This is a genomic window from Vibrio sp. YMD68, from assembly GCF_029958905.1.
Lineage (GTDB): Bacteria > Pseudomonadota > Gammaproteobacteria > Enterobacterales > Vibrionaceae > Vibrio.
Genome location: NZ_CP124614.1, coordinates 924,417 through 940,308 on the forward strand (window position 1 = coordinate 924,417; position 15,892 = coordinate 940,308).

At 43.7% G+C, this 15,892-nt stretch carries 14 protein-coding genes and 3 pseudogenes; 12 read left to right on the forward strand and 5 right to left on the reverse strand.

Annotated features, from left to right (window positions below):
• Positions 1–172 precede the first annotated feature (172 nt).
• Both QF117_RS10395 and QF117_RS10400 read right to left on the reverse strand, forming a co-directional pair.
• On the reverse strand, positions 173–487 hold the full coding sequence (locus tag QF117_RS10395; protein WP_282388898.1) for a hypothetical protein: 315 nt from the start codon (positions 485–487) through the stop codon (positions 173–175).
• A gap of 59 nt (positions 488–546) precedes the next feature.
• Positions 547–954 (reverse strand): hypothetical protein, encoded by a 408-nt coding sequence (locus QF117_RS10400; protein ID WP_282388900.1) that lies wholly within the window; start codon positions 952–954, stop codon positions 547–549.
• A gap of 559 nt (positions 955–1,513) precedes the next feature.
• Between QF117_RS10400 and QF117_RS10405 the strand changes: the two genes are divergently transcribed.
• From QF117_RS10405 to QF117_RS10430, 6 genes and pseudogenes are all read left to right on the forward strand, one after another.
• The gene (locus QF117_RS10405) at positions 1,514–2,362 is read left to right on the forward strand and encodes a hypothetical protein (RefSeq protein WP_282388902.1); all 849 of its coding nucleotides are present in this window, start codon (positions 1,514–1,516) and stop codon (positions 2,360–2,362) included.
• Positions 2,359–3,447, forward strand: a complete 1,089-nt coding sequence (locus tag QF117_RS10410; protein WP_282388904.1) for a hypothetical protein — start codon at positions 2,359–2,361, stop codon at positions 3,445–3,447. Before QF117_RS10405 ends, QF117_RS10410 begins: the two co-directional genes overlap by 4 nt.
• A gap of 67 nt (positions 3,448–3,514) precedes the next feature.
• Entirely contained in the window at positions 3,515–3,934 is a 420-nt protein-coding gene (locus tag QF117_RS10415) for an AlpA family phage regulatory protein (protein ID WP_282388906.1), read from the forward strand.
• A 213-nt stretch (positions 3,935–4,147) separates the two neighbouring features.
• Positions 4,148–4,567, forward strand: a complete 420-nt coding sequence (locus tag QF117_RS10420; protein WP_282388907.1) for a hypothetical protein — start codon at positions 4,148–4,150, stop codon at positions 4,565–4,567.
• Between the two features lie 119 nt (positions 4,568–4,686).
• A complete protein-coding gene (locus QF117_RS10425; RefSeq protein WP_282388908.1) occupies positions 4,687–5,859 on the forward strand; it encodes a PAAR domain-containing protein in 1,173 nt (390 codons plus the stop codon).
• Between the two features lie 581 nt (positions 5,860–6,440).
• Positions 6,441–6,779, forward strand: a pseudogene (locus QF117_RS10430) (DUF3024 domain-containing protein).
• Positions 6,780–6,859: 80 nt separating this feature from the next.
• Here QF117_RS10430 and QF117_RS10435 read toward each other — a convergent pair.
• Positions 6,860–7,057 carry a hypothetical protein gene (locus QF117_RS10435; RefSeq protein ID WP_282388909.1) on the reverse strand — a complete coding sequence of 66 codons (198 nt, stop codon included), beginning with the start codon at positions 7,055–7,057 and terminating at the stop codon, positions 6,860–6,862.
• 518 nt (positions 7,058–7,575) lie between these two features.
• Here QF117_RS10435 and QF117_RS10440 point away from each other — a divergent pair.
• Together QF117_RS10440 and QF117_RS10445 are read left to right on the forward strand one after the other, a co-directional pair.
• Positions 7,576–8,223 (forward strand): inovirus Gp2 family protein, encoded by a 648-nt coding sequence (locus tag QF117_RS10440; RefSeq protein WP_282387822.1) that lies wholly within the window; start codon positions 7,576–7,578, stop codon positions 8,221–8,223.
• Positions 8,224–8,445: 222 nt separating this feature from the next.
• A pseudogene (locus QF117_RS10445) lies at positions 8,446–8,586 on the forward strand (IS5/IS1182 family transposase); the annotation flags it as partial.
• Positions 8,587–8,632: 46 nt separating this feature from the next.
• On the opposite strand, the gene QF117_RS10450 reads toward QF117_RS10445, so the two are convergent.
• Positions 8,633–9,550 (reverse strand): LysR family transcriptional regulator, encoded by a 918-nt coding sequence (locus tag QF117_RS10450; protein ID WP_282388910.1) that lies wholly within the window; start codon positions 9,548–9,550, stop codon positions 8,633–8,635.
• Between the two features lie 175 nt (positions 9,551–9,725).
• Between QF117_RS10450 and QF117_RS10455 the strand changes: the two genes are divergently transcribed.
• From QF117_RS10455 to QF117_RS10470, 4 genes are read left to right on the forward strand one after another with little or no spacing between them, the layout of a single operon-like run.
• Positions 9,726–11,513, forward strand: coding sequence for a transporter (locus QF117_RS10455; protein ID WP_282388911.1), 1,788 nt, complete (start codon positions 9,726–9,728; stop codon positions 11,511–11,513).
• A gap of 36 nt (positions 11,514–11,549) precedes the next feature.
• Complete coding sequence (locus QF117_RS10460; RefSeq protein ID WP_282388912.1) at positions 11,550–12,098, forward strand: acyltransferase; 549 nt, start codon at positions 11,550–11,552, stop codon at positions 12,096–12,098.
• A 7-nt stretch (positions 12,099–12,105) separates the two neighbouring features.
• On the forward strand, positions 12,106–14,331 hold the full coding sequence (locus QF117_RS10465; protein WP_282388913.1) for a heparinase II/III family protein: 2,226 nt from the start codon (positions 12,106–12,108) through the stop codon (positions 14,329–14,331).
• A 29-nt stretch (positions 14,332–14,360) separates the two neighbouring features.
• On the forward strand, positions 14,361–15,350 hold the full coding sequence (locus QF117_RS10470) for a polysaccharide lyase family 7 protein (RefSeq protein WP_282388915.1): 990 nt from the start codon (positions 14,361–14,363) through the stop codon (positions 15,348–15,350).
• Positions 15,351–15,565: 215 nt separating this feature from the next.
• Here QF117_RS10470 and QF117_RS10475 read toward each other — a convergent pair.
• Positions 15,566–15,870, reverse strand: a pseudogene (locus tag QF117_RS10475) (transposase); the annotation flags it as partial.
• Positions 15,871–15,892: the final 22 nt, after the last annotated feature.

The following is a 15,892-nucleotide window of genomic DNA, read 5'->3' on the forward strand; positions in this document are numbered from 1 at the left end:
CACTGATTTCTCAGTGGGCTTTTTCTCAATGTGGCGGAGAGATAGTCATCTAAACCGACACCCTGAATACGTTGTCTTACCTAGCTTTATGGAGGTTTTAACTCCATCCACTTTCAGACAAATGTACCTATACATGTACCTAAAGTCAAACGCTACCTTTGTAACTAGTTTATCAATCTCGAAACACTTTATTGATGAGTGGCAGTAAGGTGTTACCTTTCTGAGTAACCTCATCAGGATCGCTATCTTTGCGCCACTCATTTTGATACTTCCCAGCGATCTCTCGGTAACAAAGTGGGCAGCAATGATGTTTGGCCGCAAAATGTGCTTTCGGCGTCTGCATAAAACTATGATTATGCTTAGTACAAACAATTTTAACTGGTGTGCGGCTATTTGTATAAACAACATACTTGTAATCGTATCTATCTCCCCAGCGCACCTTGGCTTTAGCGATAAAGCTTTGAGTTGTATATTTTTCAAAAGGCATAGTCGTTCAGTGCTGCCTATGCTGGTTCTTATTGATTTACTCTGAACGAGGGCAGAGTATTAATTCGGTTTAGTTAGGCTATCAAGAAATTCCTCTTGTTGCTTAGACAACTGCATTATTTGGTCTGACAAGCCCTCTAGTTGCTGCTCGATTACCGGCTTTTCCAAAGCTTCTCGAATAAGCTTAGTCACCATCTGGTTCATGGACAAATGATGCCTATTCGCTAACTTCTCAAAATCTCTGTACATGCTGATACTCAGACGTGGGCTTAGTGTTTTGGTCTTTTTACCAAACTTTTGCGTCCATTGCTTCAATAAACTTTGCCGCTCTGCGGCACTGAGCCCTTTCAGCCAATCTTCTACTGAAGAGTTCATCCCATCGCCATCGCTCACTCGAACTTGCTCAAGCCAAAACTCATGAGCATTGTTCTTCTTATCATACCCCGTAAAGTAATCTTCCAGTTTCATAGTGCACCCTCTATCTAACCATCCATTTATATCAATGATGAGCAATGTCAGTATGACTCATCAATGTCCCTTTCAAGCATCACAGTTCAACTCAAAAGCAGATTGATAAAAGCCCATGTATTTACATGATAAAACTACTTCGTCAGTTTGTCATCAATCTTACCTTTAATGCCAAGTTGGACAGTCACAATGAAAATACCCTTAACTGGCATTATCAACAGTAAGAATACAATTGCTTTTTATGATATCAAATAGCTTTCCACTTAAATCCTTCAACTAAGATTAAAGATAAAAGTCAATCAACTATTTTCAGCTAAGAAAACTTTCCACAATAAAACCTAGGGACATGCACCTGCACTACAATAAAAACCAAGAAGCATTATGCAGGGCGCAAAATAGAGAAGTGCACCTGCAACTCCAGGCGAATTCTACCAGCCCTGACAGCAATGGGGCTGAGGCACGATAAACTCAGTTTGACGGGGTATTTCAATGTAACTTATCATAACAATTTAAGCACAGTGACAGTTATTCTAAAAAATTACAATGGATGGTAATGCCTATGAAACACTCCATTTGCTACATCAATAAGCCCAATAAATACGTTAAGCTCCACATCATTGCACGATACAAAAACCAAGAAAATAACTACTGTACCGCAGAGAGCTATCTCACTCTTGAGGCATTCAGTGAGATGAGTCGGGGTAAAATCAACCAGAAAATAAAAGAGAAGAGTCAAGTCTTCCCTGGTGAAAAACACGCATTCGACATCTGTTACAGCGTGGTACAGTTTTTCAGTGTTGATATAAATAAGGCCCTATCCACCAACCACGTAAGACAGTTTCATGACGATAGAGACCAGTTGCACCAGTGCTCGTATTTTTCTATGCGTCGGCTTTTGGAGCATACGTCAATCATTGAGTTACCAATATCAAAACGTCTGCCCATGTCTCAGTTGGTGTACCTTATCGCTCGACACAGTGCACCAGGGATCACGCTCTCATCACTCACCAAACAAGAAGCGGCATCACGACTCAACCTTAAAATGACTGAACTGAGCCACTTGCTTGCCAAGCTCATTAAAGCCAAGCTCATCTCGATAGAGCCCGCTTCTTTCATCGCCCCCACCAAAACATTCTGGGAGAGAGGGTATCTCAATAACATGCATGCTCCCCAACCTTCAGGCAACACACCTGTCGACATGAGTCAGTTACAAGAGCGCGCCCAGTGTTTCATCAGTCACTTCAATGCACTCAAGGCACATAACCTGCCTTTTTCCTACGAGAGCAGAAGACACATACTGAAAGGGATCCCCAATGAGATCCGCAGCCTCGTTCAACAGGAGTTGATTCGCTATATCCAAAATATAAAAACAAAAGTACTCACCATTGAGAGGGAGATAGCATTATGAAAAGACAAACGATTTATCAGCATGACCCTAATGCAAAGCAATTGAGTGCACAGTGCTGCTTCGAACCAAGCTCGGAGCTCAAGGGGCTATTGCGTTACTTACACCAAGACGATGATGTTGAAGAGGCGCTTTGGAAAGCAAGATACAACTGTGAATTAAACCAACTTCGTCAACCCGTTGGCACGCATTTTCTCGAAGACTCTGAGCGCAGACCAACTGATATTGTCAGCTGGCTTAGTCAAAAGTCGCTTAACAAGTCTCTCGAACTCTGTGCTGTGTCATTATTACTGCCGATATTTAAACGAGTAAAAGTAAAAGAGCATACGCAGTTGAAAGCCGTTCAGGCATGGGAAAAAGCAAACAAGGCGTTCGAAGACGAAAAGGGGCTAGCTGAGGATGAAGGAAGAGCGGTAGCACTGCCCGATCCTCCTAAAAAGCCGAGCTCCCCGAAACAACACCGACTGCCTAAGCTCATTCCTTTCAAGAAGTTTTACTTTAAGCGTTTCTTTTCTGAAGGCGCCACGGCTCTCTCTGGTCCTCATCGTTACTGCAACGATTTGTACACTCAAGCGCAACTCGGTTTTTTGTCTATGAATATAACGTACCTACCACAGGTTAAGGCGCCTTTCTCAACGACAGCTCTTGAAACCATGTACTTCCAGGCAAAAAAACAAAAGCTCACTCGAACTCAATGCGATAAGTTCGACACGCTGCTTCGGTACTTCATATTACACATTGATAGAAACACCTACGTCTGCACCAAGACGCAAAGGCAAATGGCGCAAGAGACCCACATTACGGAGTCCACCGTCAGTCGCTTTATCGATACGTTAGTGGCCGCAAACAAAGTCATACGTCATAAGGTGCCAAACACATCAACAAAATTGCTTATTGCTGCCGACGAACTGTTTGATGGACAAGAAGACGTTCCTCGCCCAATATCGAAAAATTACTCATTCATTGAGGCGTGTATTCTACAAAGTAAGTTTTTAGAAAAGCTTTACTATCAGGCTATCTGTCACAGCAAACTGCCCCACATCAGGCAGTTAGCGATAACCGAATACACAATATTTAAAAGAAGCTGACCACCGTCACCACTAATCAAATACAGCCATGGGCATTGCTTTGTAATCACAAATACGGAGCAATCTCATGACCACATCCCTTCAATCCGACCTTAAACTCATCCGCATTAACGACCTCGCCAACATGATTGGCTATCACCGCAGCTCGATTAATCACATGGTGTCTGAAGGCCGATTTCCTCAACGACTAAAAATAGGCCCTAGCGCCAGTGGCTGGCTTCTTCCTGAAATTAAATCCTGGATAAATCAAAGCTGGCAATTAGGCGACTCATTCAGCCCACCCTTATTAGATGAGCCTCGTTTATTGAGAATGAAAGATGTACTCGACCTATTAGGTATTAAGCGAGATACGCTGTATCGATTAATAAAAAGGAATGAATTCCCCGAAGGGAAGAAACTCAGTCATCGAGAGCGACGATGGGAATACAACGACATCATGGGATGGCTAGCAGGTAAAATCCAAGAAAGGGATGAACGGCAAGATTAAATAATGGGCATTCCCGCCAAGCTAAAAAAACCACCAGCAACATCATTAAACCAATCACCTTCGCTGACACCATTCTTTTTTCCTCTGATTAAATTCACTGAAATTATTTATCCAGACTCTGCCTGCCAAACGCGGAGATTTTTCTGTGGGTCATCGTTTTTTAATACACAGAGAAAAACGTGGAGTGAGCGGCCTTACATTGAGAATATCCCCATGACCGCTCTTTCTATTATTTCGCCAAACAGCCCCCTGTCATTTGACGATCAATTATTACACCTGTTTTGCAGGACACTAGACAAACTCACTACCGCCCCTTTCCGACGCCGCAGCAAACGTATCTGTCTAAGGCTTATCCTTCCTGAAACGCAAGCCGTTGATATCACTTTATGTCAGCAAGGAAATGATAATTGGAGAATTGAACGCATTGACCATTGGCACAAACTCAATACAAACCAACTTGCGATACAGCATATGTTCGACTTTAAGAAACGCCTCTTTCAGAGCTTGGGCACTACAAGGGGCTCAATGAATCTCATGCAACATGAGCCAACATTAAAAGCCAGCTTCGAGCTATGGCAATCAACTTTCCTTCAAACTCAGGTTATCGACGCTCAGTTACGATTATTGCCTTAACATAAATAAGTTTGCGTAAAAAAGCACAAAATAGCCTTCTTTGCATTGACTCAGTCTATGCCCCTCTAGATATATTAGAGGGAAATAAAACGCCAAAAAACGAACCCTATAGGTGAATAATGTCAGCACAAGCAGAAGGTAGAGGCTTAATACACAAAGGAGATAAAACGACGACAGGAGGTGTCGTTACATCTGGTGTAGGGAATGTCATGTTTATAGGTGAGGGAGTCACACAAACAGGCATGACCGCCACATGCCCAAGCTGCAAAAAAGGGCAAGGAGAGATCACACCATTAAAACCTATCCCCGTTATCGTTGACGGGGTTCAAGCAGCCTTACATGGGGATATTGTCGCTTGTGGTTGCCCCTACGGCTCTAACACGCTAATCGCTTCACCTGGAGCCATGTCTTTCACAAAAGGCAGCGACGGTAACATTCACGGTTTTAAGCCACATGCTAACGCTCAAGAGATGGAAGCTTCCTATCAAGCAATGGTTGATTCCGTTGGTGGTCGTTATGCAGGAACGCCACCAACTAACGCAGCGCAACAAGCCTACAGTTTCACAGAAAAGGAATGGAACGACGATTTACAGAAGCAAGCGAAAGAATACCAGTGGGACACGTCTCAACAAGAGAACGTTAGCATTGCAGTTCTAACCATTGAAGAAGCCAATGAGTATTTAGATTTACTCATCAAAGACACCCACGGACAGCTTTCTACAGGCAAAGACTACACGGGCGTAGGCATGGGACTTAAAGGCGCTTATGAGGTCACTAAAGAGCTTGGAGGATGGGGAGCAACCGCTAAAGCGGTTAACATTAACGGCGTAATGAATATTGTGGTTGAAAACTACAAGCCTCGATATTTAGACCTTGATATTCGTTGGCAAGAAGCCACGCCTCAAATGCTGAAAATTGGTCACGCTCTGAATACCGTTCAAGGTAATGTTAGTTTTTTGAGAGGGAACGTCTTTGTAGAAATAGTGTTTAGTGGTGCAGTGAACTCCGTTGACTACATGCTGCACAATGAGAAGACGCTAGGCGAAGTGGTGGGGCAATTTACTGCGGATGTGACTAAAGGGGTAGTGGCTGGCGTGATCGCTCAAGGAGCTACTTGGGTGTTAAGAGCGGGGTTAATTTGGGCTTTTTCCACACCACCAACAGCATTATTACTCGGATTCTTTGCAATAAGTGCATTCTACATTGGCAATAAAATATCTAATTTCGATAAGCAACATGAATACACTACCCCAATGAAGAAAGAAATTGAGAGATTAATTGATGAAGATTAGTCGCTCAAGATCCTTTGTTTTCTTATTAATTTTCGCCTCATTCTCCTTTTTATCAATCTATGATGTCATAGACATTTGGAATACCTATAAAGTATCTAGCAATAGAGTAGTCATAAGTGGAACAATCAACGATGCATCAACATTTGCTTTTGCTTGGTCAATGTTTGTTGTGTCTATATTGATGATGATCTGTTGTATCACGGGGAAAAAACTACTCTGGATACCTAAAATATTTCTAATAATCCTAGGAGGGATAACAGTGTTGGCTTTCTTCTTGGGTTGGGGAGTGAATGTGGCATTAAAAGAAAAACTTTACGAGCAAGGCTACATCGAATGCACATCAGAGCGAGAGCTTACGTTGAAACACTCAAGTAGAACGTATGCTTTAGACCCTAGTCTGTGCGAGGCTAAGTAATTACCTTACAACAGAGCCCCTTCTGCTTAACCAATTCTAAGGTGTGTGCCACTGGCACACGCCTTCCTTCGCGCGACTCCCTCACCATGTTATCCCTGGCACTGTATCATTTGGGAATAGCAGTACAGTACAATGCGTGCCTATTTTAATAACATAGGGTTCTTACATGGCTTTTTCTGAATTTGAACACGCTCGGTACAGCAAGATATTGAATGCCTTCATTGAAGAGCTCCGTCCACAAGCCAATATTCGACATGAATTAGATATAGAAGGCGAACTCACCAATCAAACTATCGAAATCAGAGAGAGCCTCGCTAGCTGGGACCGTTCGACAGAAAAGCAGTATAGGTCCGTCGCGAAAATAACCTACGTTCGTACACAGCAGAGCTGGCGCCTCTATTGGATGTGAGCCAGTGGCAAATGGGAGAAGTACGACGCGTTTTACCATTTAGAGCAAGCGCTAGAAGCTATAAGGAAAGACCAATATGGCTGCTTTTGGGGATAGCATAATCCTCTTGACCTATCTAGCTAAACTCAATCAGACAGCTCCCGCCTCCTTCCTACTTTTTGGCGAGCGATGGAAGGTTAGTGTTTACTTAGCCCAGAAGGGCTCTGGTCCTTACCGGTATTGACTCGTCTAGGGTAATGTTCTTCGGGAATGGTAATATTAATAAGAGACTCATCAATATTACTTAAACTAACAATCAATCTAACCTTATCAAATCCAATAACCACACTGACACAGTCAGTAGAGGTAGATAACCCATCTACTTTAAGATACACAGAGTGTTCACGCTCAAAGAGAGACCTTCCTTGTAAACGACTTAAATACAACCAAACGGTTAACTGACTCTTTCCTCGTGGATTGTTTTACTTGATAGGCAGTGTCATGTTTGAACTCATTCGATGGTGCTCAATGTGATAATCACCTAAAAAGATGAATGGGCTTATGCGAGCCCTCTTACTTGGATTGAAGTCTTCATGCCAAGCAGATATCAGCGGTGCCTAGTATCGCTAAGTGATGTGTTAAATATCACACAGAAAGGCATCCACAGCACTTAAGTGGTATTGTTGAAGCGATGCGTTCTCTTACCGGTTGGTATTGCGATGAGATTTTGGAGACGATGAGACTTAGGGTTTAATCCTTTAATGTTTAACTTGTAACTGTAGGCTCTCTTTAGAGGTGAGACTGCGCTCGCTTATCTGAATCGTTGGATTGTTATCGTTCCCTAATTCGAAATCCATTAATCAAATACAACCACCCTGCCTTATATGAAATCCATTATCGGCAGGGCCATATCATGCAATGCAAACACTTCTCTCTTCACACTGAATCGACATTTAAAGGTTATCCCGTTTACACAAAGAGAGGGCCATTAATCCAGCAATACCTAGAGCGCTCATTTGAGACGGTATATTCCTCCTTACAACACTACCCAAGAACGTTTGCTATCAGAGTCGATTTACATTTACCTGATACACTAATCCAGTACAACAATCACGTTATCAATCGATTCTTAACATCTCTTAAAGAGCAGATCGCCCACAACCGAAGACAAGCCACAAAGCGCAATCCATACGCTCACCAATCGTGTGTTCGCTATATCTGGTGTAAAGAGCAAGGTATAGGAAGTACACCGCACTACCATGTTGTACTGCTGTTTAACGCTGATGCCTTTGACACATTAGGACACCCAAAATCAACGAATGGCAACATGGCTGCTCGAATCAAAAAAGCGTGGTTAAGAGCACTGAATTATGATGCTGAAAAAGACATTCAAAATATGGGAACTCTAATCCATTTTTGTACTAACGGAACTTACAAGCTCAATGCTCTCCATGACAATGGTGAAATCGCAGCCTTGCTGTATAGAGTCAGCTACTTGTGCAAAGCAGAGACAAAGCATTTTACGCACCATCAACATCAATTTGGTCGCAGCAATCGCTAGCGTACGTCTTGTTTTCTCTCATTAGACAAAAACAAACATTAAAGTGAAGCCATGCTGGACATGGGCTTCCTTAGTATTGGCGATATTAATTGAATACAACGATTGAGTTTGTTATGGCATCCATTCATAACGAGGCTTAATGATGACCAAACGCTATTCAAGATTCAATGACCCTACGTCCAAGTAAGTTGGCTTATTGGACGTAATTTGGACTTGCGCTCATATAAGTATCATCACTTAGTTGAAAATACTTTCATTAGAATCAAGCATTACCTTACTACATCAAGTAGATATGACAAGATAGAAAGAAACTATGCCAGCATATTATCACTGACTTGTATTATGTTTTGGCTACCAATGTGAAAGATCAACAACCCCGAACCTAGAGTAATTAAAATTTTTGCTGCTTTTATTCATAGTTATCAAGTAATTTCTGAAGCTCAAAGCTCGTTTCGACAAGGTGTTCGACAAATTGGTTAATGACGTCATGCTTGTTTTCACGACGAAAATAGACATTGAGTGGGATATGGATGTTAAGTTGTTCAATAGGTACACAAACGAACTTCATGCCCAAGATAAACTTGATGCATTGTGGTGCGATCGACAAGCTCAAGCCGGATGATATGGTAATGGCAAGATGCCGCATGTTCATTGGGTTTCCGATGACGTTTGGCGTGAAGCCATTGTCTCGGCAACAGCGGAGCACTTTCTCATACACTCCTAGCCACTCATTTCTATGGAACAGATGAAGTTCCTCACATTCAAGTTCGCTAATATCAATTTGTTCATGTTCAGCCAATCGATGGTTACTGGGCAATACGGCAACCAGCCGATCAGAGTACACTTGATGAAGGGCAAAGTAGCCCGAATCTAAGTGAGGACATTCACGGCTCAAAATGACATCGACCTTGTTGTCAACCATCGCTTCGGTAAGTTCGGCGGGTGTCATCTCGTGCAATTTAAAATGCACATATTGATGTTGGCGACGAAACTCCTGAATGAGATCGGGAAGAAAAAATGCACACGCCGTTGCTAGATACCCAATCCTAATTTCTTGCTTCTCCTCATTTTCCCTCGACTTTATTAATGTTTTTACTCGTAAGTCATTAGCTAAAATGTTGAGTGCCTCTGGTAGGAGTCGTTCACCTTGGGGGGTAAGTTCAACTTGATGAGTGGTTCGGGCAAATAGTTTGGTTTGTAGCTCGTTTTCCAACTCAGAGATATGACGTGACACAGTTGGCTGTACAGTATGCAGCTCTCTCGCTGCAGCGGAAAAATTATTTAAACGTGCAACGGTGACAAACGTTGATAGGTTTTTTAACTCCATGACGTGCTCATTTGTAATTTGTATTATTGTTATACATTAATATCATTTCCAAAATTCTTTAAATCCGTTTAGTTTTGTTTATGGTGTAAGTCCCAAATATTACAGAAACTGCCATGAAGAGCATGTGAATGAGATCGGCTTACGACCTATCCCTACACAAACAGGAAACAGAAAAATGGACATCGATATAATCATAGTTTTAGTGTATTTCGCTTTTCTAATTGGTCTTGGCTGGGTATTTCGCTCAGCAGCTGCGAATACAAGCGAGTACTTTCGCGGGGGCGGCAAAATGCTCTGGTGGATGGTGGGATCCAGTGCGTTTATGATGGCGCTGAGTGCGATGACGTTTACGGGTCTTATGGGCAAAGCGCTAACAAGCGGTATGTCGGTCGCTGTGGTCTTCTTTGCTAATGCACTTGGCTACTTTATCAACTACCTTTTCTTTGCTGCAAAAGCGCGACAAATGCGTGTCATCAGTCCAATCGAAGGCGTGCGTTTACGCTTAGGTCAAGTCAATGAACAAGTATTTACTTGGGCGAACGTTCCGCTCAGTGTGTTGCAAGCGGCAATTTGGCTCAATGGTCTTGCCGTATTTACCAGTGCGGTGATTGGGGTTCCACTTGAGCAAACCATCGTGGGTGCAGGTTTAGTGGTGCTTTTCATCTCTTTGGTCGGTGGCAGCTGGGCGGTGATTGCTTCGGATTTCATGCAGATGATCATCATCACAGTCATGACGTTTATTGCTGCGCTCGTCGCGATTTGGAAATCGGGTGGTGTCGGTAACTTGTTGGAAGTGGGGCTGCCGACTCAGCAATTGATTGGTGAGGGATACAGTTACTCGTATTTATTCGTTGGTTGGTTTATCTGTATTTTCGTTAAGCAGTTTTTCAGTACCAACAACATGGTCGATTCTTACCGGTTTATTGCGTCAAAAGATACTAAAAATGCCCGAAAAGCAGCGTTGCTTGCGTGCAGTCTGATGATCATCGGCCCACTGATGTGGTTTTTACCTGCGTGGTTCGTGGCAGGGAATTACCCAGATACAAGTGCATGGGGTCTCGAAGAGTTAGGCAATAAAGTCGCTGATGCCACTTACTACATGTTTGTTAAAAATGAAATGCCAGTGGGAATGGTGGGGTTGATGTTAGCGGCTATGTTTGCGGCCACCATGTCCTCAATGGATTCTGCTCTGAACCGTAATGCCGGCATCATCTTGAAAAGTGTCTATGAACCTTATCTTTGTAAAGAGATGACAGAGAAGAAGCTGATGAACGCGAGCCGTATTCTTACCGCGGCATTTGGCATCATTATCATCGTTGCTGCTTTGTTCCTAACTTCATTGAAACAGTTTGGGCTATTTGACCTAATGATGCTGGTCGGAACGTTGGTTGGCTTCCCGGTTTTGATTCCATCTATCTTGTGCTTTTTCATCCGTAAAACGCCAGACTGGGCTGGGTGGGGCACGATTGTTGTGGGTATGTTCGTATCAGCGGTGATAGCGTTTGTCATCACACCAGAGATGATCCAGAGCCTACTTGGCCTTGACGAGCCACTTTCGTCACGTGAATTTGCCGAAATGAAATCCGTTACCCTCGGGGTGATCGGGCATATGACGATTACACTGCCTTTCTTCGTCTTATCGCAACTCTTCTACAAGGGCCACTCTGCAAAACGCGAGTCAGAGGTAAACCAGTTCTTTACTAACATCGATACAGAAGTGGTAGTAGAGGAAAATGCAACCAGTATTGCGATGGATAACAAGCAACGCGATATGCTAGGAAAAATGCTCCTTATTGCTGCTGTATTCCTGTCTTTGTTGGTACTGATTCCTAACCCAATGTGGGGACGAATGCTGTTCGTTTTGGTTGCGCTCATCATCGGTGGTATTGGTGCGCTACTCCTGCATGCGGCAAAACGAGCTGGACGCCCAGTCTCACAATCTTCAGCAACTAATCACGTTTAATAAAAAGGGCTGGGTAAACCAGCCCAAGGATTCTACATGTCTGTACAACAAAAATTTGGTGGCGAACTCTCTGATGAAGAGTTTCGCAAGTTCACGTTATACACCTCTCAAAGTAATAACAAACATGATGATGAGGCGAGAGCAAAAATATTGGGCTTTACCAGCAGCAATGTCCGCGTTGCGCCTGGAGCGATCATTCGCATTGGAGAGAACCAAATTGGCGCGCGCAGTTATGTTGGCCTTTACAGCTACATCAATGGAGATGTCGTGATTCAAGAGGATGTATCGATTGGCCCTCACGTTTCCATTGTAGGTGGTAATCATGTCTTTGAGCCGGAGACTCAGTGCTTTAGTGGCCGCAGTAGTTGGCAAGAAGGGAAAGTCATTATCGAGCGAGGTGTTTGGTTGACAACGGGTGTTGTTATCACTCCGGGCACAACCGTAGGGGCATGCTCACTGGTTTGCGCTAACTCTGTTGTGACTGGTGATATCGCTCCATATTCGATTGTGGCAGGGGCACCAGCTAAGCAAATTGGTACGATTGATCCAAAGTCGGGTCAATACCATTGGTTCAACAAGGAGTAGTGGTTCAATGTTGTCTTTGTCTCGTAAGCACGATTTTCAATTATTTACCGCGCCAACGGAGCAATCTGCGGTGGTGAATCCCCCAAGTTTTAATTGGCCACAAACCCGATACGAAGGGGTGTACCACCTTGAACTTGAGTCACTAACTTCACAGAAGTCTTGGAGCTGGAGCGATGTGCAGTCTCCTTTGCAACTGGATTTCGCTCTAGCTAGCGGACAATATCGCTGGCGAGTGCGTTGTGTGGAAAGCCATGAGTCCTCGGATTGGATCCATTTCTCTATTGATGAACATACGGAGGTGTACCTCGCGCCAACAGCGGCAGAGCTTTTCGAAGCATGTCGAGATAATGATCAGTTCTTGCTCTACTTCGATGCGGATATTGCTACGGTGAACACCGCTTCACACGGCATTGAAGAGAAACTTCGCGCCAGCGTCACCGATTTGGATATTGAGTCAATTCAATACCCAAACCATTATCGACGAGGTCTTGAAGAAGGTAAGCGCACAGCGATTGCCAATGTTAGGAACTGGATCGATCGTGACTTAATGGCGCTAACGTTACTCTACCGAATTTGGGGAGATGACAAATCTGGAAAGAGAGCGTGTCAAATACTGTTAAGATTGGCTGAGTGGAGTCCGGAAGGACCTGCGTCGCTCCTACGTCCTTGTACTTGGGGGGACGAGGTCGGTCTTTCATTATCTCGTAACCTCTACCTTGCTTATCACTGGTTGTCGCCTTTATTAAAAGAAGAAGAGCGAGGCTTTGTCCGCCCTTTACTGGTCAGGCTTGCATTTCAAATGGAAGAACGCTTAGAGCAAGACCAGTTTAAGCAGTTTCCGGGGCATTCTCATACCTCTCGACTGCCCGCATACTTGGGTATTGCTGCATTATGTCTGCACAAAGAGTTTGATCTTAAGACGTGCGAGCGTTGGCTCAGTTATGCATTGATGATCTATCGAGGGGTATTGCCTTTCTATGGCGGCAAGGATGGCAGTTGGGTAGAGGGCCCCTTTTACTCCTCTTCCTATACAAAGTGGCACCACCCATTTTTCCTTGCGGTTGAACGGTTGAGTGGTTTCTCTTTCTATCATCACCCGTTTTACAAAAATCACGTCAACTTCGCGATGGACTTTGTTGCCACTCAAGAACGTATTCACCCATTTGGTGATGGCTTTTGGTGCCAACGTGATGGCAAAGAGTGGCCTGGATTCTTTGCTCAAAATCCGTTGCGTATTTACGCGCAACGCTTTGGGGATCATCGTGCGCAAGCGCGCTCTCGAGACCTCGAGTCTGAGATTGATGTTTATCAACTTCATTTACTGGATATTGTACCAACGTTACCTCAACTGGATTATCAGACGGCAAGTCAGAAAGGCAAAGTAAGCGCAATACCGAGCATTCCTCAGCATGTTTACTACACCTATGCGGGGCTAGGTAAAATCACTCATGACAGCACGTCACTTTACTATCGTGCTAGCCAATTTGGTAACAGCTCTCATCGACATGCCGATCAGGGAAACTTTGCGTATGTCGACCAAGGGCAAAATATCTTAACGCCAAGTGGTAGCTATGGTTACCGCTTTGGTAGCCAACATCACAGCCAATGGACTCGAACAACGCAAGCACATAACTTGCCGCTAATCGATGGAGTAGGACAAAAGCTCGATTGTCCATCGGGTGTCGCTCATCTTGTTGGTCACCGAGCGGTAGATGGTTTTGACATTGTCGTATTGGATTTAGCGGACGCTTATGTGGATTGTGAGCGCTACTATCGAACGTTTGTTTTCGTTAAGCAGTTGGGACTCATTGTCTTTGACCAAATACATCTTGAGACAGCTAAACCACTCCAATGGCGGTTACATACTCCTTGTGACGTCGCATTCAACCCATCAGGCGTAACACTTGCTCTTGAGCAGCAAAGTTACCAAGTCAATGTCACTGGTCATCAATTACAGGCACCTGAACTAGTTGACGAAATTAATGATGAAGATGTGTTTTGCACAAGTGTCGAATCCGACGCACAAAAAGATATACGACATATTGAATGGAGAATTGCTGCGCATAAACAACATAGAATTCTAATGCAATGCAGCCAGTCCAACGCGCTGCAATGTGCTTTGAAAGAAGATGAATGGATTGTTGAAGCTGAAGGCCAACGACTGATATTACCGAGCCTCAAAAGCGTGTCACCCAATGAATACTTAAACAACCTGGCTACAACGAACGGCTAGTTTCTGAAAACAACAAAAGAGAAAAATAGATGAATAATTACTCTAAAACCCTATTGGCCCTTACCATTGCCGCGATGTCATCCAGTGCTGCTGCACAACTGGATCCAGCGAAATCACCATCGGAAAACTTTGATCTTTCAATGTGGAAAATCGTGATACCAATGGAAGACACAAAACCAGAGCGTCAAGGTAAGGTAATGGAATTATCTAAAGCTGAAGTGAATCAAGGCTACCAACACCCGCAATGGTTTTATACCGACAAAAAGAGTGGTGCAATGGTCTTTGCTGCGCCAAACAAAGCGATGACAACGCCGAATTCGAGCAACGCGCGCTCTGAGCTGCATGCGTTAATCTCGGATAAGCATGATATTGGCCCTTACGAACCTGAAAACAACTTTGTACTCGCCTCACATCCCAAAGCAAGTGAGTTTGGAGCGATAGGTGGCAAAATGAGTGCAACGCTCGCTGTGGACCATGTGAGTCTAAGTGGTGACCATCGCCACAATGATTCGTTTTCCGTTGTGATTGGCCAAATTCATGCGGGCACTAACGAGCCACTAAAAATCTTCTATCGTAAGCTGCCTGATCAAGAATATGGTTCGGTGTATTGGAATTATGAGAACAATGCCTTGGGTGAAGATTACCACCGACGCCTAGACATTTCTCACAACGTTTTTGGTCAAGCCAAGCTGCGTTTTGGTCAACCTGAACCAACGGATGGCATCAAGCTAGGAGAGAAGTTCTCGTACGATGTTCAAGTGGATGGCGATGTGATGTATCTCGAATTTACTAAGAATTTAGAGAGTGAAGCGCCTATCTCTCGTCATTTTGCTATTGACTTAGCGAAGGGGCAATATCTAGGCAACAAGTATGATGCGGGCTATAAAAATGAGTGGTTCTTTTTCAAAGCGGGCGCATACAACCAGTGCAACACAGGAGTTGTACGCTGTACAAACAACGGCATAGAGGCAGGAGACTATACTCAAGCGAGCTTCTATAAGCTGGAAATCAAACACTAGACCTGGTGTGTTATGTGTTACTACTAATCAAAGTCCGCGTTACAAACATTGTATTTAACTTAGTGGAGCTGTCTTTGCGATTAACAATATAGAGAGCTTTTGATATTTTTACCGCCCTAGGCTGACTTGGTTTAGGGCACTTATCTAAAAAGTAGCTCCTGTAAATAATTCTGTGTAACTGCTCTCGGAAGCATCCATAATAGCCAGTATTTAACCTAAGATCGATTTAAGCAGTAAGCGATTAAGCCTCCTAGTAAGTTCAGTATGAACCCGTGTAAGCTACGATGAATTTGAAATATGTTCTTTAGTTGGTCATTTATCGTCTCGATAATGAGCCGCTTCGACAGCATCGCTCGATCCCAAGCTGCTGTGGCTTTTGGCTTCATATTTTTTCGATGCGTTGTTATTAGTGTAATCCCATCTTCCTTCAAATCTTCAGTGAGCACTTTACTGATATAGCCTTTGTCAGCTAAAGCTTGTTGAATAGCCCCTTTGATAATTCACGAACAGGCTTCCTATCATCAGTATTTATATGAGCGAAT

Bases quoted from the DNA above. Each gene is read 5' to 3' on its own strand.
- QF117_RS10440 (WP_282387822.1), top strand. From the start codon at position 7,576: ATGCAATGCAAACACTTCTCTCTTCACACTGAATCGACATTTAAAGGT.
- QF117_RS10465 (WP_282388913.1), top strand. From the start codon at position 12,106: ATGTTGTCTTTGTCTCGTAAGCACGATTTTCAATTATTTACCGCGCCA.
- QF117_RS10400 (WP_282388900.1), bottom strand. From the start codon at position 954: ATGAAACTGGAAGATTACTTTACGGGGTATGATAAGAAGAACAATGCT.
- QF117_RS10405 (WP_282388902.1), top strand. From the start codon at position 1,514: ATGAAACACTCCATTTGCTACATCAATAAGCCCAATAAATACGTTAAG.
- QF117_RS10415 (WP_282388906.1), top strand. From the start codon at position 3,515: ATGACCACATCCCTTCAATCCGACCTTAAACTCATCCGCATTAACGAC.
- QF117_RS10455 (WP_282388911.1), top strand. From the start codon at position 9,726: ATGGACATCGATATAATCATAGTTTTAGTGTATTTCGCTTTTCTAATT.
- QF117_RS10410 (WP_282388904.1), top strand. From the start codon at position 2,359: ATGAAAAGACAAACGATTTATCAGCATGACCCTAATGCAAAGCAATTG.
- QF117_RS10420 (WP_282388907.1), top strand. From the start codon at position 4,148: ATGACCGCTCTTTCTATTATTTCGCCAAACAGCCCCCTGTCATTTGAC.
- QF117_RS10450 (WP_282388910.1), bottom strand. From the start codon at position 9,550: ATGGAGTTAAAAAACCTATCAACGTTTGTCACCGTTGCACGTTTAAAT.
- QF117_RS10395 (WP_282388898.1), bottom strand. From the start codon at position 487: ATGCCTTTTGAAAAATATACAACTCAAAGCTTTATCGCTAAAGCCAAG.
- QF117_RS10425 (WP_282388908.1), top strand. From the start codon at position 4,687: ATGTCAGCACAAGCAGAAGGTAGAGGCTTAATACACAAAGGAGATAAA.
- QF117_RS10460 (WP_282388912.1), top strand. From the start codon at position 11,550: ATGTCTGTACAACAAAAATTTGGTGGCGAACTCTCTGATGAAGAGTTT.
- QF117_RS10470 (WP_282388915.1), top strand. From the start codon at position 14,361: ATGAATAATTACTCTAAAACCCTATTGGCCCTTACCATTGCCGCGATG.